This is a genomic window from Pseudomonas sp. CFBP13508 (assembly GCF_005233515.1).
Lineage (GTDB): Bacteria > Pseudomonadota > Gammaproteobacteria > Pseudomonadales > Pseudomonadaceae > Aquipseudomonas > Aquipseudomonas mercuritolerans.
The window spans coordinates 185,521-206,510 of the sequence record NZ_QFZZ01000006.1; the positions used below are offsets into that span (position 1 = coordinate 185,521).

The 20,990-nt window shown below is 54.7% G+C and carries 22 protein-coding genes and 1 pseudogene; 14 read left to right on the forward strand and 9 right to left on the reverse strand.

Annotated elements, in window-relative coordinates; translation table 11 throughout:
- Positions 1-6 precede the first annotated feature (6 nt).
- The 11 genes from PspCFBP13508_RS18080 (at position 7) to PspCFBP13508_RS18130 (ending at position 9,844) form a co-directional block, all read left to right on the forward strand.
- Complete coding sequence (locus tag PspCFBP13508_RS18080; RefSeq protein WP_137215307.1) at positions 7-435, forward strand: phage tail assembly chaperone; 429 nt, start codon at positions 7-9, stop codon at positions 433-435.
- Positions 436-538: 103 nt separating this feature from the next.
- Positions 539-1,705: a phage tail sheath family protein gene (locus tag PspCFBP13508_RS18085; RefSeq protein ID WP_095189972.1), complete on the forward strand. Its 1,167-nt coding sequence runs from the start codon at positions 539-541 to the stop codon at positions 1,703-1,705.
- Between the two features lie 13 nt (positions 1,706-1,718).
- On the forward strand, positions 1,719-2,222 hold the full coding sequence (locus tag PspCFBP13508_RS18090) for a phage major tail tube protein (RefSeq protein ID WP_064364595.1): 504 nt from the start codon (positions 1,719-1,721) through the stop codon (positions 2,220-2,222).
- 13 nt (positions 2,223-2,235) lie between these two features.
- Positions 2,236-2,835 carry a phage tail assembly protein gene (locus PspCFBP13508_RS27820; RefSeq protein ID WP_137215308.1) on the forward strand — a complete coding sequence of 200 codons (600 nt, stop codon included), beginning with the start codon at positions 2,236-2,238 and terminating at the stop codon, positions 2,833-2,835.
- A 150-nt stretch (positions 2,836-2,985) separates the two neighbouring features.
- Complete coding sequence (locus PspCFBP13508_RS18100; protein ID WP_137215309.1) at positions 2,986-5,604, forward strand: phage tail tape measure protein; 2,619 nt, start codon at positions 2,986-2,988, stop codon at positions 5,602-5,604.
- A gap of 9 nt (positions 5,605-5,613) precedes the next feature.
- Positions 5,614-6,459 (forward strand): phage tail protein, encoded by an 846-nt coding sequence (locus PspCFBP13508_RS18105; RefSeq protein WP_137215310.1) that lies wholly within the window; start codon positions 5,614-5,616, stop codon positions 6,457-6,459.
- Positions 6,434-6,640 carry a tail protein X gene (locus tag PspCFBP13508_RS18110; protein ID WP_064596196.1) on the forward strand — a complete coding sequence of 69 codons (207 nt, stop codon included), beginning with the start codon at positions 6,434-6,436 and terminating at the stop codon, positions 6,638-6,640. The genes PspCFBP13508_RS18105 and PspCFBP13508_RS18110 overlap by 26 nt, the downstream gene beginning before the upstream one ends.
- 70 nt (positions 6,641-6,710) lie before the next feature.
- Positions 6,711-7,760, forward strand: coding sequence for a contractile injection system protein, VgrG/Pvc8 family (locus PspCFBP13508_RS18115; protein WP_137215311.1), 1,050 nt, complete (start codon positions 6,711-6,713; stop codon positions 7,758-7,760).
- Between the two features lie 49 nt (positions 7,761-7,809).
- Positions 7,810-8,373, forward strand: coding sequence for a glycoside hydrolase family 19 protein (locus PspCFBP13508_RS18120; protein ID WP_137215312.1), 564 nt, complete (start codon positions 7,810-7,812; stop codon positions 8,371-8,373).
- Complete coding sequence (locus PspCFBP13508_RS18125) at positions 8,355-8,897, forward strand: lysis system i-spanin subunit Rz (RefSeq protein WP_137215313.1); 543 nt, start codon at positions 8,355-8,357, stop codon at positions 8,895-8,897. Before PspCFBP13508_RS18120 ends, PspCFBP13508_RS18125 begins: the two co-directional genes overlap by 19 nt.
- 152 nt (positions 8,898-9,049) lie before the next feature.
- Entirely contained in the window at positions 9,050-9,844 is a 795-nt protein-coding gene (locus PspCFBP13508_RS18130) for a DNA adenine methylase (RefSeq protein WP_137215314.1), read from the forward strand.
- Between the two features lie 136 nt (positions 9,845-9,980).
- Here the strand turns inward: PspCFBP13508_RS18130 and PspCFBP13508_RS18135 are convergent, their stop codons facing one another.
- Together PspCFBP13508_RS18135 and PspCFBP13508_RS18140 are read right to left on the reverse strand one after the other, a co-directional pair.
- Positions 9,981-11,609: a methyl-accepting chemotaxis protein gene (locus tag PspCFBP13508_RS18135; protein ID WP_137215315.1), complete on the reverse strand. Its 1,629-nt coding sequence runs from the start codon at positions 11,607-11,609 to the stop codon at positions 9,981-9,983.
- A gap of 143 nt (positions 11,610-11,752) precedes the next feature.
- The gene (locus PspCFBP13508_RS18140; protein ID WP_130910383.1) at positions 11,753-12,211 is read right to left on the reverse strand and encodes a hypothetical protein; all 459 of its coding nucleotides are present in this window, start codon (positions 12,209-12,211) and stop codon (positions 11,753-11,755) included.
- A gap of 313 nt (positions 12,212-12,524) precedes the next feature.
- Between PspCFBP13508_RS18140 and PspCFBP13508_RS18145 the strand changes: the two genes are divergently transcribed.
- Positions 12,525-13,487: a helix-turn-helix domain-containing protein gene (locus tag PspCFBP13508_RS18145; RefSeq protein ID WP_130910384.1), complete on the forward strand. Its 963-nt coding sequence runs from the start codon at positions 12,525-12,527 to the stop codon at positions 13,485-13,487.
- An 81-nt stretch (positions 13,488-13,568) separates the two neighbouring features.
- Here PspCFBP13508_RS18145 and PspCFBP13508_RS18150 read toward each other — a convergent pair.
- The 7 genes and pseudogenes from PspCFBP13508_RS18150 to PspCFBP13508_RS18180 form a co-directional block, all read right to left on the reverse strand.
- A pseudogene (locus tag PspCFBP13508_RS18150) lies at positions 13,569-13,773 on the reverse strand (hypothetical protein); the annotation flags it as partial.
- Positions 13,770-14,018, reverse strand: a complete 249-nt coding sequence (locus PspCFBP13508_RS18155) for a hypothetical protein (protein ID WP_137215316.1) — start codon at positions 14,016-14,018, stop codon at positions 13,770-13,772. The pseudogene PspCFBP13508_RS18150 and the gene PspCFBP13508_RS18155, both read right to left, overlap by 4 nt.
- Positions 14,015-14,341 carry a hypothetical protein gene (locus tag PspCFBP13508_RS18160; RefSeq protein ID WP_137215317.1) on the reverse strand — a complete coding sequence of 109 codons (327 nt, stop codon included), beginning with the start codon at positions 14,339-14,341 and terminating at the stop codon, positions 14,015-14,017. Before PspCFBP13508_RS18160 ends, PspCFBP13508_RS18155 begins: the two co-directional genes overlap by 4 nt.
- 601 nt (positions 14,342-14,942) lie before the next feature.
- On the reverse strand, positions 14,943-15,161 hold the full coding sequence (locus tag PspCFBP13508_RS18165) for a hypothetical protein (RefSeq protein ID WP_095180636.1): 219 nt from the start codon (positions 15,159-15,161) through the stop codon (positions 14,943-14,945).
- Positions 15,162-15,575: 414 nt separating this feature from the next.
- Complete coding sequence (locus tag PspCFBP13508_RS18170; protein WP_130910388.1) at positions 15,576-16,274, reverse strand: hypothetical protein; 699 nt, start codon at positions 16,272-16,274, stop codon at positions 15,576-15,578.
- Positions 16,275-16,637: 363 nt separating this feature from the next.
- Positions 16,638-17,969 (reverse strand): hypothetical protein, encoded by a 1,332-nt coding sequence (locus PspCFBP13508_RS18175; protein WP_137215318.1) that lies wholly within the window; start codon positions 17,967-17,969, stop codon positions 16,638-16,640.
- Between the two features lie 268 nt (positions 17,970-18,237).
- The gene (locus PspCFBP13508_RS18180) at positions 18,238-18,561 is read right to left on the reverse strand and encodes a hypothetical protein (RefSeq protein WP_130910390.1); all 324 of its coding nucleotides are present in this window, start codon (positions 18,559-18,561) and stop codon (positions 18,238-18,240) included.
- A 708-nt stretch (positions 18,562-19,269) separates the two neighbouring features.
- Here PspCFBP13508_RS18180 and PspCFBP13508_RS18185 point away from each other — a divergent pair.
- Complete coding sequence (locus tag PspCFBP13508_RS18185; protein ID WP_137215319.1) at positions 19,270-20,013, forward strand: XRE family transcriptional regulator; 744 nt, start codon at positions 19,270-19,272, stop codon at positions 20,011-20,013.
- Between the two features lie 550 nt (positions 20,014-20,563).
- The gene (locus PspCFBP13508_RS18190; protein ID WP_161984085.1) at positions 20,564-20,986 is read left to right on the forward strand and encodes a tail fiber assembly protein; all 423 of its coding nucleotides are present in this window, start codon (positions 20,564-20,566) and stop codon (positions 20,984-20,986) included.
- Positions 20,987-20,990 lie beyond the last annotated feature (4 nt).

Consider the following 20,990-nt stretch of genomic DNA (forward strand, 5'->3'; position numbering starts at 1 on the left):
GCCAACATGAAGCGCTATTACAGCCAAACCACCGGATGCACTTATCTGCATGGGCTTCATACTTCGATGCCAGCGGACGCGGTCGAAATTTCTGATGCTTTGTGCGAATTGGTTATCAGCAATCCTCCGTCCGGTAAGATCCGAGCGCACGACGAGAAGGGTTTGCCCTATCTAATCGACGCTCCGGCTCCTGTGGATGATCTGGAGTCTCTGGAGCGAGCATGGCGCGACGGAGAGCTATCTGCGGTGCTGTGGATGCGCGAGCGCCACCGTGACCAGCTCGAGATTTCCGAGGTAACCACGCTGACGGCGGAGCAATTCAACGATCTGCTGGTTTACATGCAGGCCCTGCGTGACTGGCCGCAATCGCCAGATTTTCCGGCGGTAGAAAATCGTCCAATTGCGCCGGACTGGATCGCCGGCCAAACCCAATAAACGCCCCGCACTGACGGGGCGTTTTCTTTTCCGTTACGCGTAACACGAACACCCTCACAGCCTCGCTCATGCGGGGCTTTTTCGTTTCTGGAGACTGACCCTTATGAGTTTCTTTCACGGCGTTACGACCACGTCGGTCGACACTGGCGCGCGCACCATCTCGCTGCCGTCGTCGTCGATTATCGGTCTGTGCGATACCTTCACACCTGGCGTTCTCGGCGGTGGTACGGCCAAGGCGGGCGAGCTGAAGTTGATCACCACCGAGCGCGAAGCCATCGCCGCTTTCGGCCCCAACTCGGCGATCACCAAGGCCTGTCAGGCCATCTACGTCAAGGCCAAAGCGGTGATCGTCGCCATCGGCGTGGCCAAGCTGGAAGACGCCGCGCTGCAGACCTCGGCGATCATCGGCGGCGTTCTGGCCTCGGGTCAGCGCACCGGGTTGCAGGCTCTGCTCGACGGTAAAAGCCTGTTCAACGCGCAGCCGCGATTGCTGATCGCGCCGGGTCACACAGCGACTCAGGCGGTGGCCACGGCGCTCGATAGCTTGGCGCAGAAACTGCGAGCCATCGGCATCATCGACGGCCCGGGCACGACCGATGAGGCCGCCATGGCCTACGCCGATAACTTCGGCAGTCGCAACCTGTTCATGGTCGACCCGGGCGTCAAGTATTGGGACACCGTCACCAGTTCGACGGTCGACGCGCCCGGCTCGGCTTGGGCAGCAGGCCTTTTTGCGTGGACGGATGCTGAATACGGTTTCTGGGCTTCGCCATCGAACAAGGAATTGACCGGCATCACCGGTACCGGCCGCGCGGTCGAGTACCTGGATGGCGACGAGACGTGCCGGGCCAACCTGCTCAACAACGCCAATATCACCACGATCATTCGCGACGACGGTTACCGCCTGTGGGGCAACCGCACGCTGTCGAGCGATCCGAAGTGGGCATTCGTCACCCGCGTTCGCACGCTGTTCATCCTTATGGACGCGGTGCAGGCCGGGCACAAGTGGGCAGTCGACCGCTCGATCACCAAGACCTACGTGACCGATGTCACCAACGGTCTCAACGCGTTCATGGCCGACCTGAAAGCTCAGGGCGCGATCATCAACTTTGAAGTGTTTCCCGACACCGAACTGAACACGGCCAGCCAGATCGCCCAAGGCAAGGTGTATTGGCGTATCCGTTTCACCGACGTGCCGCCTGCAGAAAACCCGAATTTCCTTTTCGAAGTCACCGATCAGTGGATGACCGAAGTGCTTGAAGCAGCCTAAGGGGGCGTAACCAATGATTCCTCAGACTTTGTACAACACCAACCTGTTCGTCGACGGCGTGAACTTCTCCGGCGACGTGCCGAGCCTGACGCTGCCCAAGCTGACCACCAAGACCGACGAATATCGTGGGGGCGGCATGGCCGGTCCCATCGAGATGGATCAGGGGCTGGAAAAAATGGAAGCCTCGTTTGTCACCAAGGGCGTGCGCCGCGAGTCGCTCAAATACTTCGGTCTGGCTGACGGCACCGCTTTCAACGCTACGTTCCGAGGTGCCTTCAAGGGCCAGAAGGGCGCGGTGACAGCGGTCGTTGCCACCCTGCGCGGTCGCCTCAAAGAGGTCGATCTGGGTGACTGGAAAGCCGGTGATGCGGCTGAGATCAAACACGCCGTTGCTGTCACGTACTACAAGCTCGAAATCGACGGGCGCCTGATGTACGAAATCGACATGGTCGCCGGCATTCAGGTGATCGACGGCAAAGACCAACTGCTCGAAGTGCGCAACGCGCTCGGCCTGTAAGGAATAGATCCAGATGACTCAAGCAATCGCTCAAAACTTGCCGGCCTGGCTGTCGCTCAGCGCGCACGGCGCGGTCGTGACGCTGACCCGCCCAACCAAAGCCAACAGCATCGACGTCGAGACGTTGAACCTGCGCAACCCGACCGTTCGTGAAGTGCGCGCGGCCGACCGCGCTGCCAACGGCGACGATGAACAGCGCGAACTGATGCTGTTCGCAGGTCTCGCCGAAGTGGGGCTGAAGGATCTGGAAGGCCTCAAGCTGACCGATTATCGCCGCGTGCAAACGGCGTATTCGCACCTGGTACCAAAAACCGATTATTCGGACTCGATGCCGGCATGGCTGTCGCTGACCACCGATCAGGTGCTGGTAACGCTGTCGTGCCCGAGCGAAATCAACGGCGTGACCGTCGACAAGCTGGTCTTGCGTTCACCGACCGTGGGCGACGTGCGAGCGGCCAACCGTGAGGTGGGTGGCGATGATGAGCAGCGCGAGCTGGTGTTGTTTGCTGCGTTGTCCGGTGCGCCTGTCGCGGATCTGGAGGGGCTGAAGCTGGTGGATTTTAACCGCTTACAGGCCGGCTATTTTCGCATGGACAACGACGACGGGCTTTAACCCCAGCGTGATCAAGTCGGCGGCGAAACGTCTGGCGGCGGAAACCGGATTTTCCGCCGCCGAGATCCAGTCGATGCCGTTCGCGGATATGGTGTGGTGGCTCACGGATTGAGCCGCCACCGGTAGTGCTGGGCACATGAGGGCCATGACATGGCAAACAAACTCGCCCTCGGGCTGGTGATCGGCGGCGCCGTCAGTTCCACAGTCGGCGCTGCGTTCAAGGACGTGACCGGGCGCATCAAGCGCCTCGAGGCAGAAGGCAATAAAGCGCGCGTGCTGCAGCGCACGATTGGCGACACCATCCGCCTGCGCGAAGAATGGAAAAAGGCTCACGACACTGGCGCTGCCGGCGCCTCCAAATTACTCAACCGCTTGAACTCGAACCTCGACAGCTTGAAAAAGCAGGGGATTGAGGTCGGCCGGCTGGAAAAAGCCTATCGCTCGATGGGGCAGACGGCCAACAAAGCCGAGCTGAAAGCCAAGGGGCATCAGCAGATCGATTCTGGCGTAAAGGGCATGAAGGGCGCTGTCGGTGCGGCGGTGGTCGGTGTTGGTGCCATGGCGTTACCGACCAAGGTCAGCGCAGATTTTGGCGCGATTGTGCGTGACATCGCGATCAAGGCCGGCATTGCCAACAAGCCGCAAGAGCAGGAGATGTCGCGCAAGATTATTGACACTTCACGCGACACCGGCATGGCGCGCAACGATGTGGCCGACGTGGTCAATCAGTTGGTCGGTGCCGGTATGGACCTGAGCAAGGCGCTGGAGTACGCGCCTGTCGCGGCCAAGTTTGTCGTGGGGCAGGGATCCAGCGGTGTCGACACGGCGAAGATGATCAACGCACTGGGGCAGAACGCCAAGATCACCGACCCCAAGCAGATGCAGCAGGCGCTGGAGGCGATTGCGTACCAAGGACAGGCGGGCAGCTTTGAAGCGGCCGACATGGCCAAGTGGTTTCCCGAGCTGTTGGCCAACATGGCCAGCAACGGCATCACTGGCTTGGATGCAGTGACGCAATTGGGCGCCATGTTGCAGGTGCAGATGAAGCAGGCCGGCAGTTCGGACGAAGCGGCCAACAACCTGAAAAACTGGATGGGCAAAATCGGTTCGACCGATACGGTCAAGGCTTACGAAAAAGCCGGGATCGATTACAAGGGATCGATGCAGACCGGTTTGCAAAACGGTATGTCGACGCTTGAGACCAGTATGGCGCTGGCTCAGAAGTACATTCAGGCGACCGATCCAAAGCGCGCGGCGGCCATGGCCGAAGCCACGTCAAAAATCAGCAAGGAAGCCAATCCCGAAAAGGCCAAGGCCATGATGGCCTCGCTGGAAGAATCCTTGCGCACCGGCGATCTGTTCGCCGACATGCAGGTCAAGGCCGCACTGTCGGCCTACATGCAGAACAAGGCGCTGTACAGCCAGCTCAAAAACGATTCGCGTGACGCGACCGGAATACTCGACAAGAACCTCGCCGAGCGGCGCGAGTCGTCATCGCAGAAATGGGCGGAAATGGCCCAGTCGATGGATGACGCCATGCGCAGCATCGGCGATGCGCTGCGCCCGGTGACGGACACGGTGGCCGAGTCGTTGACCAAGGTTACTAAAGGCATTACGTCGCTGACTGATAGCGCGCCCGGGGTAGTTGCCGGTATCGCCACGGTCGGGGCGGGGCTGATCGCCTTAAAGGGTATCTTCAGCACGATCAAGGTCAGCAAGGGGTTGCTAAACCTTGCGCGTGGGTCGCGCGGTGGCAGGAGTGGGAGCGAAGCCCCAAATAAAAACCCCGGAGAACTTGATCTGGTAGCGACTGGCCTGGATGTTGTTTCGCGGGTGAAGGAAGCGGCCACAGGCGGTGGCCTTGGTGCTGCAAATGATGCAGGTAACGACGGCGTCCAAAAGGTTTTCGTCGTTAATGCCGGCGCTATGGGTGGCGGTGTGGATGCGTCGGGCGAATCGCGCCGACGCGGACGTGGATCAAACCGTAGCGCTCGGCGCCGGACGTTGCCGAATTCGAGAGGTCCTCGCCCGTCTGTGCCTCGTTCCCCTGTTTCGATCCCATCGCCATCAGTCCCGTCCGTTCCAAGTGGGGCATTGTCCAAACTCGGCGTCGTCGCAGGAACCGTCGGTAAGGTCGGCAAGGCGGCTAAGGTCATTCCTGGCGGCACGCTGCTGGAGTCCGGCGCGATGGCTTTTGAAACCTTTCAAAACGCCAAGACCAGGGACGAAAAAGCCGAAGGTTACGGTTCGGCCGCTGGCAACCTGGCCGGCACCATGGCCGGTGCAGCAGCAGGCGCCGCCATCGGTTCGGTTGTGCCGATCATCGGCACCGCGATCGGCGGCATGATCGGTGCTTACCTGGGCAGTCAGGGCGGTGCGGCGCTGGGCGGGTCGTTGGGTAAGTCGTTGTTCGGTGGTGAGGATGAAAAGCCCGAACAAACGGCAAAGGCGTCGGTGCCAGTCACGCCGCTCATGATGGCGTCAGCGGCGCAGCAAGGCCCGGTGTTGGGGGATGTCGCGCGCTCGATGGCGGTGACGGCGCCGCTCAAGTCGGCGGCGCTGGCTATCCAGCCCAAGGAGCCAGAAAAACCGGTGCCGGCCAAAGTGGACCAGCAGTTTCAGTACTCGCTGAGCATGCCGGTCACGGTGCAAGGTGATGTCAAAGACCCAAAAACCTTGGCGCAGGATCTGATGCCGCACATGCAGCGAATGATGGCGGATGCGGCGAAGAGTAACGCCGCCAAGCTGTACGACGAACCCCATGTCTAAGGAGATTTCATGGCTTACATGGAGCAGATGCAATCGAGCCTGAAGTACCTGGTCGAGGCAGCGGAAACCGGGCGGCGCAGTGCTGACGGCATGCTGACCCCGGTCAACGGCGCGATCCGCGAACTTACCGGCGCCGCGTCCGAGCTGGAAAACATCCCGTTCGTTGGTCCGGCCATCGGCGCCAAACTTCAGCGGGTGATGCGCGGCGTCGACGCGGCTCAGGCCAAGGTCGGTCAGGTGGTAGCGGTGTACGGCCGCGCCACCCGCGCGGCGGCTGAAGTGCAGGATCGGCTGGGTACGTTGAAGGAACAGGCGGGCAAGGCGGCCACGGCGATCAACAACGTCGCCGGCAAGGTCAGTCCGGCGCTGGCCAACATCGTGCCCACCGGTTCCTTTGCCGGTGAGGCTACGCCGGCGCCGGAGGCGGTAAAGCCGTTCCCGCACCTGATGATCATTCAGCCACGCGATCCGAAAATTGAGCCGTATTACTTCAACCTGGACACGGCGGCCTTCGATGAGCTGAGTCGTTCGACCGAATTCCGCTGGGCTTCTCAGGAGCGGTTGACGCGCCGGCCGGCGAAGCAGTCCATCGGCATGGGCGATGAAAAGTTGACCCTCAAGGGCACGATCTACCCGGGCTTCAAGGGTGGATTGAAGCAGCTCGACACCCTGCGTTCCATCGGGGCCAGGCTGCAGCCGCTGACGTTGACCACGGGCTATGGCGAGGTGATCGGGACGTGGTGCCTGAAAAACATCAACGAGGAACAGTCCGCGCTGCTGCATGGCGGGATTGCTCGAAAACAGGGGTTCACTTTGGAGTTTGAGCGCTATGGCGACGACATGCAGGACGTCTGATGGCGACATGCTCGATGTCATTTGCAACAACGTTTACGGCCATCTGAATGGCAGCGTCGAGGCCGTGCTGGATGCCAATCAGGGGCTGGCCGATGAGCCTCAGCCGTTCCGGTCGGGCGTGATTATCGTCCTGCCGGATCTGCCGAGTCCGACCAGTGAGGGCGTCAGCTTGTGGGATTGATTCTGGCAATGCCCGGCGACGCGCTGTTTTTCTGCCCCGCCCTGTGCGGGTTTTTCATTGGGAAAAATCCATGACACCGATGTTTCGAATCGTCGCTGATGGGGCCGATGTCACGGCCAAGATCAATGATCGATTGTTGCAGCTGCGCACCTCTGACAAGCCGGGCATGGAGTCCGACGAGTTTGAGTTGCGTATCGACGATCGTGATGGGCAAGTGCAGTTGCCACGGCGTGGCAGCTCAATCGAGATCTACCTGGGCTATGCCGAAACCACCTTGACGCGTATGGGCAGTTACACCGTCGACACGGTCGAGGTGTCAGGCCCGCCGGACTCGATCGTGATCAAGGGCAAGGCCAGCGACGTGCGTGGCAGTGGCAAAACCATCCGTAGCGGAAGCTGGGAAGGCGTGCCGTTGTCGAAGATCGTGGCTGACGTGGCCGCGCGCAATGGCTGGACGCCGGTGTGTCCGGTGTCGACCAAGGTCGCTCGGGTCGACCAGCTCAACGAGTCCGATTTTAATTTCATCACCCGTCTGGCCAAGCAATACGACTGCACGGCCAAGGTGGCCGACGGCAAGCTGTTGGTGATGCCGCGCCAGGGTGGCCAGACGGCCAGCGGCAAAGCATTTGGCGCTATCACGCTGACTCGCAGTGACCTTAGCCGCTGGCAATTCAGTCTCGGTGATCGCAACTCGCACAAGGCGGTGGCCACCAAGCATCAGGACAAAAAGAACGGCAAGCTCGCGGTCGTCACCATCGACAACGATGACGCACCGGACGGCCTGCCGGCAGTGCATACCGACCGACATATCTACCCTGATAAAGGCGCCGCTGAGGCGGCGGCCAAGGCTCGTCTTTCGGCGTTCAACCGCTCGACCGCCGATGTGCGTCTTGAGATGCCCGGCCGGACGGACATCTTCGCTGAGCGTACCATCATCGCTCAGGGTTTCAAGGTCGGGCTTGATGGTGAATACCTGGCGGATTCGGTCGAGCAGGTGTTCACCCAGTCTGGGTGGTCGACCACGGTCGAGTGCAACGCCGGCAAAGCCGGTAAATCCAAGGGCAAGAAAAAGAAAGGGCCAAAACCACCCCTCAAGGTGGTGAACATCGAGAAGCAATAGCCGCATCCCATCGCCGCCTGAGTGCGGTTTTTTTACGTCTGGAGTTTGTATGTCCATCACTGAGCAACAGCTGCAAAGCATCATGCCCAACGCCCGCCGCCAAGCGGGCGTTTTTGTATCCGCCCTCAACGCAGCCATGGCCCACCGGCAGATCAACACGCCGAAACGCCAAGCCGCGTTTCTCGCGCAAGTCGGTCACGAGTCGGGTCAGCTGCAGTACGTCCGGGAACTGGGCGGCGACCAGTACCTGAGCAAATACGATACCGGCAACCTGGCTGCAAAACTGGGCAACACGCCGGCAGCGGATGGTGATGGCCAGCGCTATCGCGGTCGCGGCCTGATCCAGGTCACTGGCCACGACAACTACCTGCGCTGCAGCTTGGCGCTGTTCGGTGACGAGCGATTGCTGCGCACACCTGAACTGCTGGAGCTGCCGCAGTGGGCCGCCGAGTCGGCCGCATGGTTCTGGTCAGTGCGTGGGCTGAACGCGCTGGCCGATCAAAACGAATTCAACACGATCACCCGCAGGATCAATGGCGGCCTCAATGGCCTGCAGGATCGGCTGGAGTTGTGGGGGCGGGCGAGGGCGGTGCTATGCGTCTCGGCGAACTGATCCCGGCGCCGTCTCGGCTGCTGGCAAAAGGAGTGCTGCTGATCGTCTTGGTCGGTGGTTCTGCGTCCATTACCTGGCAAGTACAGGATTGGCGCTACGGCAAACAGCTCGCAGAGCAGGCCCGACTCCACACCGAAACCCTTAACAAGTTGGCCCTGGCCACGGTGGCGCAGCAGCGTGCCGAAGAGGACAAACGCCTGGCGCTCGAGCAGCGCCTGGCAACCAGTGAACAGACCCATTATCGAGTCTTGAGCGATGTCCAACGTGATCAAGGTCGCCTGCGCGACCGCCTTGCCACTGCTGATCTGCGCCTGTCAGTCCTACTCAACGCCACCACCGGCGCCGGCAACGGATCGCTGTCAGCCACCACCGCCACCGGCGGCGTGGTTCATGGCCCCACAAGAGCCGAACTTGACCCAGCGCATGCTCAACGAATTATCGGCGTCACCGATCACGGCGACCGGGGGCTCATTGCCCTCGCGGCCTGTCAGGCCTACGCCAAAGAAGTCTCAACACTGAAGTGAAAAAAAGAGCGGCCGGTCCGGATGCGTCAACATCCGGACCGGCCGCCGTCCCTGCAGATGATCCCTGCAAGTCCAGCCAAGGCTCTTGCTCCGTGCACAAAGCGCGGCGAGCCTAGCACCTGTTTATCCATACAGTAAAGGTCTTGCTATCAATGTCTACACCCATAATCCCTTGGATGGGCGGCAAACGCCGCCTGGCCGACCGCCTCATTCCGCTTTTTCCGCCACACGAATGCTACGTCGAAGCCTTTGCCGGCGGTGCCGCGCTGTACTTCATGAAGCCTCAGCCATCGCCCGTCGAAGTCCTCAACGACATCAACGGCGACCTGGTCACGCTTTACCGCGTTGTGCAGAACCACCTCGAAGAGTTCGTGCGCCAGTTCAAATGGGCGCTCAGCTCGCGGCAAGTGTTTGAATGGCAGAAAATGACCCGCCCCGAAACCCTCACCGACATCCAGCGCGCCGCCCGATTCTTCTACCTGCAGCACCACGCCTTCGCCGGCAAGGTCTCGGGCCAGACTTTCGGGACGGCGACGACTGCCCCGGCCATCAACCTGCTGCGGATCGAGGAAAACCTCTCGGCCGCTTGGCAGCGCCTGTCCGGCACCTACGTCGAAAACCTCCCCTGGCTTGAATGCGCAGAGCGCTACGACCGTGCCCACACCTTCCACTACATGGATCCGCCTTACTGGCAGACCGCTGGGTATGGCGTCGACTTTCCGTTCGAGAACTATGAACGGATGGCCGACTTCATGCGCCGTTGCAAAGGTAAGGTGATGGTCAGCATTAACGACCATCCCAACATCCGCCGCGTATTCGAAGGCTTTCACTTCGAGACACTCGACATTCGTTACTCCAATACCAACCAGCGGCAAGGCAAAGCCGAGGTGAGCGGCGAGCTGGCGATTATGAACTGGACACCAGATTCGTTGGGCGGCTTGTTCTGACACGGCTCAGGCATCGTCTCTCAAATGAACGACGCCTTTATCAACTGCGGTTCAGATATATTGGTGGAACTCAAGTTGCCGCGTATTGTTCTGAAGCGCAATCATTGAAGAACTAGGTAAATGAACTCCTAGTTCTTCATACTTTGAATTTTCGTACAAGATGATTTAAATTGACCGCCAGTCGACTCAATTCATTGCTCGCTGCAATCGTCTGGTTTGCCCCTTCACTGCTTTGAATGGCAAGCGATCTAATACTGATTAAACTCCTGTCCACATCTCTAGCAACATGCGCCTGCTCCTCTGAGGCAACTGCGATCTGGAGATTGCGTTCATTTATTTCGAGCACGGTATCGGTAATCTTTCTTAAAGATTGGCCCGCACCTTCCGCGGTTCTTTTGGTGTTATACACCTCTTCGGTACTCCTGCGGATAGATTCAACGGTGGTTGCGGACCCATTTTGTATAGCGGTTATCATCTTCTCAATTTCCAAGGTGGAGACTTGCGTCCGATGCGCCAGCGCCCTAACTTCATCCGCGACGACTGCAAAACCTCTCCCTTGTTCACCCGCGCGCGCGGCCTCGATTGCGGCGTTTAAAGCTAACAAGTTTGTTTGCTCTGCTATACTTCTGATTACGCCCACGACTTGGCTTATGTCTTCAGCCTGTTCAGCCAGCTTCACCACTTGGGTAGAAGAGCTTTCCACAAGTTCCGTCAATGTCTCGACAGCGCTCAACGTTTCGGATACGCGTAGATTACCCAGCTTTGCCGATTCATTCGAGTTTTGGGCTGCTTGGGAAGTCGATGTGGCATTGCGGGCCACCTCTTCCACGGCGGAAGTCATCTCGGTAACAGCTGTAGCAGCTTGTTCAATTTCGCTGTTTTGTTGCTGAAGCAATTGATCCGCGGCCTCTGTTATCGACGTCATTTCCACAGCGGCGGAACTTAGCTGTATGGACGCTTCTGATATTTCTTGAATCGTACCGTGGAGATTCTTTGACATTAAATTTAATGCGCTCATTAGTCTGGATACTTCATCCGTTCCTGTGATTTCAAGTTGTCGCGTTAAATCGCCAGATGCAATCTCTTCGGCGAGTTTTAGCGAATCTCCTATGGGCTTTACGATGCTGCGCGTTAGAGCTATCGCCAAGAAGATCGTCAGTAATAGAGAAATGACAATTACGGTCGTGAGTACACGGGTACTTTTTTCGTAAATCTCGGCAGCCTCGGCCACCAAAGACCTCGCCTGATCGGCGTTAAATTCCCTCATTATGTTTAACTTTTCCTGGAAGGAGTTAGCGTTATCAGCTTGGGCGGAGTTGGCAAAGGCTAACGCCTGACTATGATCGGAAGCTTCCAGGTTTTTAAGCTGGTCTAGACCATTGATGTAATCTCTCATGGCGTGATCTGCAGCTTCAAACTGCCGCCGATCTTGGTCTCCAGCGATTAAGTTCTTACTATAGTGCTCGCTGCGCGCTTCCAGCGTTTGAACTGCATGTTGAAGTTTGGCTTCTCCGGCGGCTTTACCCGTTACGTTAGTCGAGTTCGCCAGCACCCTGATACTTTCCAAACGGGCGTTAAGCAGCGCGATTTGTATATCATCGATAGTTTGCGTGCTAGGTAGAGTATTCTGTGCTAGGTGCTCGCCCGCAGACTTTAGATAAGTCAGTTGAAAGGATGCGAAAATGCCAAGCGATATAAGGGTTGCGGTAATTATTCCGAAACATAACGTGGCCTTTTTGGAAATGCTTAAATTTCTGAAATTCATAGTTGCCTCGATAGGCTTTTTTTCATCCGTGAAGTTTGGAGGAAGTGAATGAAGTTTTTTATAATGGTACTGCTCAGCGTTGAAGTGTGATCACGCCTCGGGCGATATCGTTTAATGCTGCATGATTTACAAGTCCTGATTTTTTACTTGTCGTTGGCTAAATTTATTTCAGCATTGAAGAGCTCGTCGTCGAGTTTTTTCAATGTGTGGATGCTTCTGATCAGAACTTCTTTGTATTTGCGAAATGCATCTGGGAGAGGGTCACCAGGATGTTCGGATGTCTCCATTACAAGATTCATGGTAACAGAGTTAAGATACCCTAGGCTTTCACTAATATTGCGTTTGATTGTTGTTTTGAGTGCTTCGAGTGAAAAGTTTAACTTTTTCAACTCTTTCGCCAGCATGTGCGAAGGTAGTGAGCAGGCTTTGTCAAAGTTGTTGGGTCCGCACTTTGATGCTTTTTCGACTTCTAAGTTGGCGAGTATGAATGTGTGCTCCAGCGCTCTTACAGAAAAGACAATTGCTCCAACATCTTCTACCATTTGTGCAGTGAGTTCTTCGCATTTCTTTGTTGCTTCTACGTAGTTATATAATTTGGTCATGGGTAAGCCTGCAGCAGTCGTTAAGCACTGTGGAATTAATTGTTGTTGTATTCCATGACAATTAGCTTATCAAGACTAAGCCGGAATTCATTTCGCCTTTATACCTAAAGTTCTCTGTTGGTGATCAGAATGGCTTATGGGTTGCAATATCGGTATATCGAACTTGGTCAAATGCCATTGTTGCGTTGCCCGCAGTTCTGATCGGCGTGATGATATTACGCTATCATTTCGTCTGAAATAAATGACAATAGGTTGACGATTTACGCCAAAAATATGTATATGTGCACCACAAGGGTGCGCGGACGACTGTCAGATGCTAACAAAAACGATCCAATTCGTTTCCTATTCGCAGGCGAACCTTATCGATTTCGCTGGCCCATTTGAGGTGTTCTTAACCGCTAATTACTACTCTGACCCTAACGCTCAGCCTTACAAGCTATCGATAGTAACGCTTGACGGTACCGCTACAGTTATCCCCCATGCCTGTTTCAATACACCGCCATTAGCCCAAGACTCACCCATTCCCCATACTTTAATTGTCCCGGGTGGTCCGGGGATTTATGATTTTTGTAAACACCCACGGTTTAATTCGATATTCACAGCGCACGCTGGACGAGCTCAGCGTTTGGTCTCTATCTGTACGGGAGTGTTCGCCTTGGCGGCGTTGAGAGAATTAAAGGGCCGCAAGGTGACAACGCATTGGTCTGCATATGATGAGCTTGAGCGAAGTAATCCCGACCTTATACTTAAGCGAGGGCCAATATTCATAAATGACGGGCCTATATGGACATCTGCTGGTGTCACTTCTGGTATTGACCTTGCTTTAGCGCTTGTCGAAAGCGATTTGGGGCATGCCATGGCATTGAAAGTTGCGAAGCATCTGGTTGTATTTCTAAAGCGCCCGGGCGACCAAAATCAGTTTAGCTCTAGCCTAAACATGCAATCTAAAAGCGGTACTTTCTCGGATCTTCACGCGTGGATTAGTGAAAATTTAATGGAGGATTTGTCAATCCCTACACTCGCTGCGCGAATGAAGATGAGCGAGCGTACGTTCATTCGACGGTACAAGGCAAGCACGGGACAAACGCCAAGCAAGACAGTGGAACAGTTCAGAATCGATGCGGTGCGTCACTTGCTTGTAAGTACGGAACGCCCTCTCAAAGAGATTGCTTTTTTGACGGGGTTTGGACACGAAACTGGCCTAATAAGAAATTTTTCGAAGTTAAATGGCGTAACTCCAAATGAGTATCGTCAGCGATTTAGGTCCAGTATTTGAGGCTACGTCGCTGAGACATGAGCGCGAGCGCAAATCATTGATAGCGCTGCGCAGAACCTTGGAACGAGCGTGTTTAATTAAGCGTCCCTCAGTCGTCAAGGCTGCCCAGGTGCGCAGTCGCTCACGCCGCGAGCGTACAGGCAGCCAGCGTGCGCCGCTGCCCCGCTAGGCGGATCGTCAGGCCCCAATCGGGGCCGCCATCGATCTTGGCCACCAGGCATTCGCGCACGGCGTGTTGTTCAACCAGGGCGCGCAACACCTCTTCGTGAATGCCTTTGCCGATCACTGTGCATGCTCCAGGCGCCGAGCCGTCGCAGCGTCGTCGAAGGCCTTATACAAGACCTCGATACTGCCGGCGTTCAGCGCCTTGGCGGTTTCCAGCCCCAAGACAAAACCTTCGGCACGATCACTGGCGCGAAACAGATCATCGGCTGTCTGCGCACGGCCGATCTGGGCGAGGAGTTTCAGGACCTGGGCCTGCACCGCTTGCGGCAGGTTCAGCGCTGTGAAGGCGTCGGTCACGCTGCTCATTCCCACCTCCAGCCATTGAGGCTCGCAGGCTGCTCAAGCGCAAGGTCGTATTGTTCTGCCTCGATCAACAGCCAGCCACCGGCCGGCTCATTGCGCCCGTCGGCGATCGGGCCTTGCAGCAACAAGCCCCCCGGCAAGATCACCCGCAGGGCGTTCGCCTCCTTTGGACCGTGCAGGTGACGGTCAAACTCAATGCGAAACCGCCCCGATCCGGCGTTATGCACACGGACGTTCAATTCCAGCGTGGTGAGATCCGTCGGTGGCTGGCCCAAGTACAGTGCCAGCACGGTGACGGTGGCCAGGCCTTCATAGGCGTATGACATGCAGCAGCGTTCCTCTTGGAGGCGGCCGACGCATCGACCAGGAGGTTAGGCAATGGTAGACCAGCACCGGGGCCAGTGGTTGCCGCTTGGGCAAAAAAAGGCCCCCGCACCGGGCCGAGGTGTGGGGGCCTGTTGAACATAAACGGCGTTCTGTTCATTGGTCGGCAAAAGCCGCTATCGGCCGTACGCGGCGTCCGCACATCTGAATACAAACCGATAGACGGTGGTTCCGGTCGGCACTCAGCGTTGAACTCGTTTTTCTCTGGCACAATCCATTGGTCATCGAGGAGCGCCTTTATGAAATGTATGTGCTGGATTTGTTGGGAAAACGCGGAGCGTCGAACTCTGGCAGGCGACTGGGTAAATATTAAATGTGATGCCTGTGGCCGCTATTTCATTAGCCGCGAGTTCATGCGCGAGAACAAAGGCAAGACGCTTGATGTAGAAGCTATGAGATACCTGATCTCCGACGCTATGTCTGCTGGAGTATCACCAACCATTGGCAACGGAACAGCTCGTTTCGTAACGTCCAGAAAGTGTTGAGTGGAATCCGATGGACTCCGAACGCGCGTTGGCTCGCTCCTCCAACCATTACCAGTGACTACACCTGCCGTAATCGCGTGATCGCGTCCGTAATCGCTGCCGCATTCCTGTCCAGTGTTTCTAAGGCGACTACAGCATTATCGGCAACAACATCTGCGCCAGCCCCCGAGATCCAATGAGTGATCTCTTCTATCGCCGCACCCAGCGCATGCTGGTTGTGTAGCAACAAAGTCAGCGCGTCGGCCGTGGTTACATTTGAATCTGAGTTATTTGGCATTTTTGGATCGTCCTTGAGCGAAAGCTACCAAAAGGGCTAGTTCAGGCGTGCCAGACCAGATTAGCTCACGTATCTCTTTTTCGATGACTTTTTCGCACCACAATGGCGCATCTGTCCCAGATCTGTCCCATATGGCCATTTTTGGGACGTCAAAAACCACAAACCCCCGACTTTCTCTAGGAAAATCAGGGGCTTGCGTTTACTGAATGTGGCGGTGAAGGAGAGATTCGAACTCACAACACTATGAGCCTAAACCAACCCTTCTAACAACCCCAAATGCCTCACGCCAATGGCCGCTTTCGGCCAGAAGCGGACGTTTGCAAGCGAGCACGCACGACCAGAGGCGAAGTTGATGGTCGACCGTTTCCGGCGGTACCTATCTTTTTTAATGGAGATTGATTTGCATAGATGAAGCTAGGCCTTCATTAAACTTAATTGGTTTATAACAAACCACTGATGCATACAAATCACTGCTGCCCAGCTGCTCCACAAATATGGCAGCAGGTATTCAGTTCCGTATGATGTTTTAACGTTTGCAGCTATCTTGGCTCGGTAAGTTGCTAGCACTACGAGCCAGTAAGGACACGGATATCCATATTCGAATGCTGGTGAGGTTTTAAGCTCAGTTGCGTCGAGATTTTTGTATTCTCCACGAACTTGAAACTTTGCTATACGAGCGAACCCTCGAGAAAATTTTCTTTTGTCCTGGGGGTTGGTTACAGTGCTGAAGCTAGTCCTGACAATTTCATGCTTACCGCTTTCCTGAGCTCCAAGATGTTTCAGATTCTGGAACAAATCTTCCTTTATTTTTTCCTTTTTCAATCGCTGCATGTTTTTAATCAAAAAATCTTCAAAAGCACTTTGATAAATCTTATTTTCTGAATAGGACGTATTTGGTGAGTGCTGATAGAATCTAAGCAAAAAATAACTATTGATTGCTAGCGCCACCATCCAGACGTGTTGCGTATTTTGCGTAAAGGCAATTGTAGTTCCAAGTAATGACACCGACTTTAAGTCGGCACCAAAAAACCATAAAGATATGAGTATGGATGAAAAGGATAGGAGCATACCCCGAGCCTTCTTGAAATCACCCTCATCAAAACCAGAATCCATAAGTATCTTCCTTAAATCAAATAGAATCTAAATAATTACAATATTTCAGGTCAATGCCTTACGATGTAGATGCCCGGCAAAAACTAACTAAGCCTCTCGTGGCGAGCGCCAGATCCCCCTTTCGCATCGTATTTGCCGCTTCTTATCGCATATTGCAAGTCGCCCCGGCAGTAATGGAAAAATACTCGTCAGGAGATCGCGCTAACTTACAATATCTATTATAAGATCTTTCGTTGCCGTCCGTTTGACTGCTTCTAGACGAACCATATCAAGTTTGTCTTGGAAATCATCGGCTAGATAGTCTGGGCCGACGATTCCAAGAGCACCTTTAGGTGGGCTTCGAAACAATATTATCTTTGAAAATCACCACTGAACCTTCCACCGTCCACCACCTTTGCAGCCGTTGCAGTGCTGGATACTTCGCCAATCCGATCTACCTTCCAGCTTTGTTATTCCTTTTTCCGCCTGGATAGCTTTGAAGGCAGGTCGCCAAGAATTGTGGTTGCATTGTTTGACACAAACCAATGTGTCGGTATCACCTTTTTTTCCGATTTTTTTATAGTATCTTATTTGCCCTTCACCTACCGGAGAGTGAGCAATTTCGGTCTCGCAGTCTTCGGGCGAATTTGTGTCTTTTTCCGGATCGCCATCGTCTAACTTTGAACTTAAAAACGCAATTCGACTTTTGAGCTTTAAAATTTCAGTATTTGCGGCTTCTAATTTGTCATTTAATTCGCTGTTTTCATCGATAATAGAATTTAGGTCTTTTTCCTTTTCTTCAGCATTTGCAGCATTTAGACGATCGCGCATCTCACGCTTAGGGATTTCACGGAGGCTTTTAGGCGCTGAAAGCGATAGTGAGGACGTTTCGAGAACAATTCCTCTGATAGTTGACTGGAATCTACCTAGTCCAGGTATATCCCCCGAATATTCGTCCCAAAGCTTGCTTGCCGTCCAAATTGAAGAACTAAGGTAGTCCTTCTCACCCAGTGGCCAATACAGTCGGACTGCACCGAGATAACAGGAGTCTCGCTTACCTAACTCATCTGTCATTGCCCAAGACCCCTCGTCATCTACGACAGCTACATGAGCGACTCCAACGAGATCCCTTGCAAGTTTTTCAGCTAAGTTAGGCCAAGGTCGCTCATCGAGATCGTCAGAAATGACCACGACTGGAAACTTCCTTCCTTTATCAAGTAGCCTGGTGCACAGTGCAAGACCTCCGTCTTCTCCATTGCTGTCTATTATCGATGAGGAAGGTATCTTGTCTCCATCAAGCTCCCAGTCATCGAACTTCTCGATGATTTCTCTGATAATTCTAGGGCATCGGGGATGGATTCTGACTGGAGCGATAATCTGTGAAAGTCTTTTTGCAGATAGTGAACAGTATATAAAAACCGAGTTATCAACAAGTCCGATTCGAAGCTCAGTTACAAATGCATGCTCATTTTCAAAAATCTCAATTAATAATATTTCACGCAGGCTTCCAAGCTCGTTCTGTATGAGCTTGCGAGAAAAAGTTCCATTTGCACCCTGTTTGATGCTTGTAAATTTTCCTTTTTCACTTGATAGGTCACTCACCCCTTTTTCCGACATCCAACTGTCAAACATTTTATCTACAATTTCAAACCTATTTGTTGCATGCCTAGTGTCAGTTGATACGTGTTTTAATAGGTATTTTCCGAGATCCTGCATTATAGAACTCCGTTTCAACTTTCAGTTTGGGTTTTAATTGTTTTCTACCCGCATAATGGCACTCTGATGGTAGTGGTGTGGCGGAAAATTCTCAATCGCTTATGCGAACGTCCGATTCTGGCCGAAAGTCGTCATACCTGTTTAAGGCAAAATTAGGGCATATGGGAGGCCGCTTCGGCCCGCCCCACGCCTGCGGTAAAGAACGAAAGCGCCGTTTTTGGTGGGCAGCAGCGGCCTATAGAGAGTCCAGAGGGGGTTCGAATCCCTATCAATCAACTGGATCGCACATGTAGGGGTAAGATAGTCTGGCTTGCTGACCATCAACCTCTGCGTAGGTCACAAGAAGCTGACAGTTATTAGAGAAACCATGGATTCTTTTAAGAAAGGCTGCTCGGTGGGAATCCACTACACCTGGAATTAAGCTCCCATTTGATGCTTTTATTTCATAGGACTTTCCCGGTTCCAGAACTTTTCCATCAGCCGCGGTTTTCACAAACCAAACTCCAGTAAAATCTCGCTTCGTTTTACCTGCAATCTCAACGTTGACGAGGGTGGCCGCTCTCGCGCCGAGGTTGGTCAACGTGAAGTTCATTTGGTGGAAGTCGCCACCGATAATTGCGGGTCGTAGATCAGCCCGAGGTGGTGTTAACACGTGCTTGATGGGTTCCAATCCGCCTACAGAGAGTATGGTGACTATAGAGCTACAGATAAGAACAGGCGTCGTAAAGATTCGTCTCCACCCTTGGGTTGAGGAGCAGTGAGGGCACCTGGTTGCGTTTGTTTTTATCTCTTCTCTGCACGCACAGCATTGCTGCATTGTCTGACCTGGTTCATTCGTAAGTAGATGTGATAACGCGTATAGCTCAGAGCTGACTGGGATGTCCGGGCTAACAGTTGAGCGATGGCGTCGAATGGTAATGGGGCAAAAATGGGGCAAACCAGACGCCAATCCATGCCATTCAATGCTAATCGTACCTCAGTGCTTAGAGCGCGTTAATAGGCCAAGGCTCAGCAACCACGGGGGTTGTAGGCTCACGCACCGAGTTACTCCAGCACAATCGGAGTGTGGGAGGACAGGTCGGAGACGGCTTTATTCATCGGATTGTCGGGAAACTCGTTAAAAGATGTAGGGCAAAGCGCGGGCGGTGGCCGGGCTTTTCCGCGATGGGCGCAAGGTTACCATGGGCACTAAGCCCGACGCAGGCACTGCGGTCGGGTGAGCGTTTACTTGCAGTGAAAAGTTGATCTATGCACGATTTATGCAAATCAGCATTTGTCATCGGGAAAAACTTCAAGCACTATGCGCGTTATGCAAAAACGCAACGTTTCCTCCGTCTTAAGAGCACTGCTCGACCAGCACGGGATCTCCCCCACGGAGCTCCACCGTCGCACCGGCGTGCCTCAATCCACGCTCTCGCGGATTCTCAGCGGGAAGATTGTCGATCCTTCGGATAAACACATCTCGAAGATCGCTGATTATTTCAACGTCAGCACCGATCAGTTGCGCGGGCGCGCGGATGTCGCGCCAGCGGCAGCCGGCACGCGTGCTGACGTGCATGCGGAACTCAAGGACATAAGCCTGTGGGACGACGACACCCCCGTCGATGACGACGAGGTGTCGGTGCCCTTTCTACGCGAGGTTGAATTGGCTGCTGGATCAGGAAGATTCGTCATCGAAGAGAGCGAGCGCTCTAGCCTGCGCTTCGGCAAGCGCAGCCTGCGCCACAACGGTGTGCAGTTCGACCAGGCCAAGTGCGTGACGGTGCGCGGCAACAGCATGTTGCCGGTCCTGCGTGATGGCGCCACCGTCGGCGTCAACGCCGGCAAGTGCGGCATCGGCGACATCATTGATGGCGATCTGTATGCGATCAATCACAACGGCCAGCTGCGCGTTAAACAACTCTATCGGCTGCCCACCGGCATCCGTCTGCGCAGCTTCAATCGCGACGAGCATCCGGATGAGGACTACAGCTTCCAGGAAATCCAGGAAGAGCAGATCGTCATACTCGGTCACGTCTTCTGGTGGGGCATGTACGCCCGCTAGCCCCTTTCGATTCAACTGAAACCTGCCCTCCCGGCAGGTTTTTTTTCGCCTGCAGAAATCTCCCCACCCCTTGGCCCGCTTGGGTTTCATGCATATGCGCAAATTTAATGCATAAATAAATGCATTTACGCATTGACTGTATATGCATCCATGCATATTCTTGCCACCAAGCCGCTCGACAAAGCGGCTGGCAAGACAAGCTCTTTAGTTCCACATGAACAGGCAGCGATGAACCGGCCTCAACGGTTCAGAGGGTTGGCAACTGACCCGGGTGTGCAGCGTAAAGCACCAGAAGCAGTTATCCGGCGGGCAGGGACCGCGGTCGGAAAAACAATCTGAATGGACTCGTACCGCGCCAGTAGCGCCGAAAAGTCAGCTTCCTTCTCGAACACAGGATTGGAAGGAAGGCGAAGGAGCGCATTACTGAAAAGCCCGGTGCACAAGCGCCGGGCTTTTTGGAATGCCTGCCTCAATTGCGGCAAGCATTGTCTGGCCAAGTGTGAAGCTATATCAGCAGCACTGGCTGAAACCTGTCAAAAAGGAAACTGGCATGAACCGTTACGTCCTGACTATTTCACCTAATAACATCATTGTCGTTCTTCAAGTGCTGGACACTGAGGGAGAGCCACCTGCGATCCCTGCCAATGAACCAATCTCTGCGTGGCGCAATGTCACCGGTGATACCACCGCGCAGCCGGGATACAAATTGCAACTAGGCCCTTACGGCGAGTCTTTTTTGCCTCTCACACCTGATGAACTAGAGGGTGTCATCCGCGGCCGCCTGCAACAACGCTTTGACAAAGTCGAGCAGTTCCTGAAGTTCAACCCACTGCAGTACAAAGTGGACCTGGCAGTCGCCACTCCGGAAGAGTGGTCGCAATTGCGTGCCATCAAACAGTATTACCTCGACGTCTGCGCCACGACAGAGCAGAACACCTTTCCCGAAGTCATCTGGCCGATCGCACCATTCTGACCGC

Excerpts from the sequence above, each read along its gene's own strand:
- PspCFBP13508_RS18110 (WP_064596196.1), top strand. The coding sequence starts at position 6,434 with ATGGCGACGACATGCAGGACGTCTGATGGCGACATGCTCGATGTCATT.
- PspCFBP13508_RS18175 (WP_137215318.1), bottom strand. The coding sequence starts at position 17,969 with ATGCAGGATCTCGGAAAATACCTATTAAAACACGTATCAACTGACACT.
- PspCFBP13508_RS18155 (WP_137215316.1), bottom strand. The coding sequence starts at position 14,018 with ATGAGCAGCGTGACCGACGCCTTCACAGCGCTGAACCTGCCGCAAGCG.
- PspCFBP13508_RS18145 (WP_130910384.1), top strand. The coding sequence starts at position 12,525 with ATGCTAACAAAAACGATCCAATTCGTTTCCTATTCGCAGGCGAACCTT.
- PspCFBP13508_RS18120 (WP_137215312.1), top strand. The coding sequence starts at position 7,810 with ATGTCCATCACTGAGCAACAGCTGCAAAGCATCATGCCCAACGCCCGC.
- PspCFBP13508_RS18125 (WP_137215313.1), top strand. The coding sequence starts at position 8,355 with ATGCGTCTCGGCGAACTGATCCCGGCGCCGTCTCGGCTGCTGGCAAAA.
- PspCFBP13508_RS18165 (WP_095180636.1), bottom strand. The coding sequence starts at position 15,161 with ATGCCAAATAACTCAGATTCAAATGTAACCACGGCCGACGCGCTGACT.
- PspCFBP13508_RS27820 (WP_137215308.1), top strand. The coding sequence starts at position 2,236 with ATGACTCAAGCAATCGCTCAAAACTTGCCGGCCTGGCTGTCGCTCAGC.
- PspCFBP13508_RS18100 (WP_137215309.1), top strand. The coding sequence starts at position 2,986 with ATGGCAAACAAACTCGCCCTCGGGCTGGTGATCGGCGGCGCCGTCAGT.
- PspCFBP13508_RS18130 (WP_137215314.1), top strand. The coding sequence starts at position 9,050 with ATGTCTACACCCATAATCCCTTGGATGGGCGGCAAACGCCGCCTGGCC.
- PspCFBP13508_RS18160 (WP_137215317.1), bottom strand. The coding sequence starts at position 14,341 with ATGTCATACGCCTATGAAGGCCTGGCCACCGTCACCGTGCTGGCACTG.
- PspCFBP13508_RS18115 (WP_137215311.1), top strand. The coding sequence starts at position 6,711 with ATGACACCGATGTTTCGAATCGTCGCTGATGGGGCCGATGTCACGGCC.
- PspCFBP13508_RS18185 (WP_137215319.1), top strand. The coding sequence starts at position 19,270 with ATGCGCGTTATGCAAAAACGCAACGTTTCCTCCGTCTTAAGAGCACTG.
- PspCFBP13508_RS18170 (WP_130910388.1), bottom strand. The coding sequence starts at position 16,274 with ATGGATTCTGGTTTTGATGAGGGTGATTTCAAGAAGGCTCGGGGTATG.
- PspCFBP13508_RS18190 (WP_161984085.1), top strand. The coding sequence starts at position 20,564 with ATGAACCGTTACGTCCTGACTATTTCACCTAATAACATCATTGTCGTT.
- PspCFBP13508_RS18105 (WP_137215310.1), top strand. The coding sequence starts at position 5,614 with ATGGCTTACATGGAGCAGATGCAATCGAGCCTGAAGTACCTGGTCGAG.
- PspCFBP13508_RS18085 (WP_095189972.1), top strand. The coding sequence starts at position 539 with ATGAGTTTCTTTCACGGCGTTACGACCACGTCGGTCGACACTGGCGCG.
- PspCFBP13508_RS18135 (WP_137215315.1), bottom strand. The coding sequence starts at position 11,609 with ATGAATTTCAGAAATTTAAGCATTTCCAAAAAGGCCACGTTATGTTTC.
- PspCFBP13508_RS18090 (WP_064364595.1), top strand. The coding sequence starts at position 1,719 with ATGATTCCTCAGACTTTGTACAACACCAACCTGTTCGTCGACGGCGTG.
- PspCFBP13508_RS18080 (WP_137215307.1), top strand. The coding sequence starts at position 7 with ATGAAGCGCTATTACAGCCAAACCACCGGATGCACTTATCTGCATGGG.
- PspCFBP13508_RS18140 (WP_130910383.1), bottom strand. The coding sequence starts at position 12,211 with ATGACCAAATTATATAACTACGTAGAAGCAACAAAGAAATGCGAAGAA.
- PspCFBP13508_RS18180 (WP_130910390.1), bottom strand. The coding sequence starts at position 18,561 with ATGAACTTCACGTTGACCAACCTCGGCGCGAGAGCGGCCACCCTCGTC.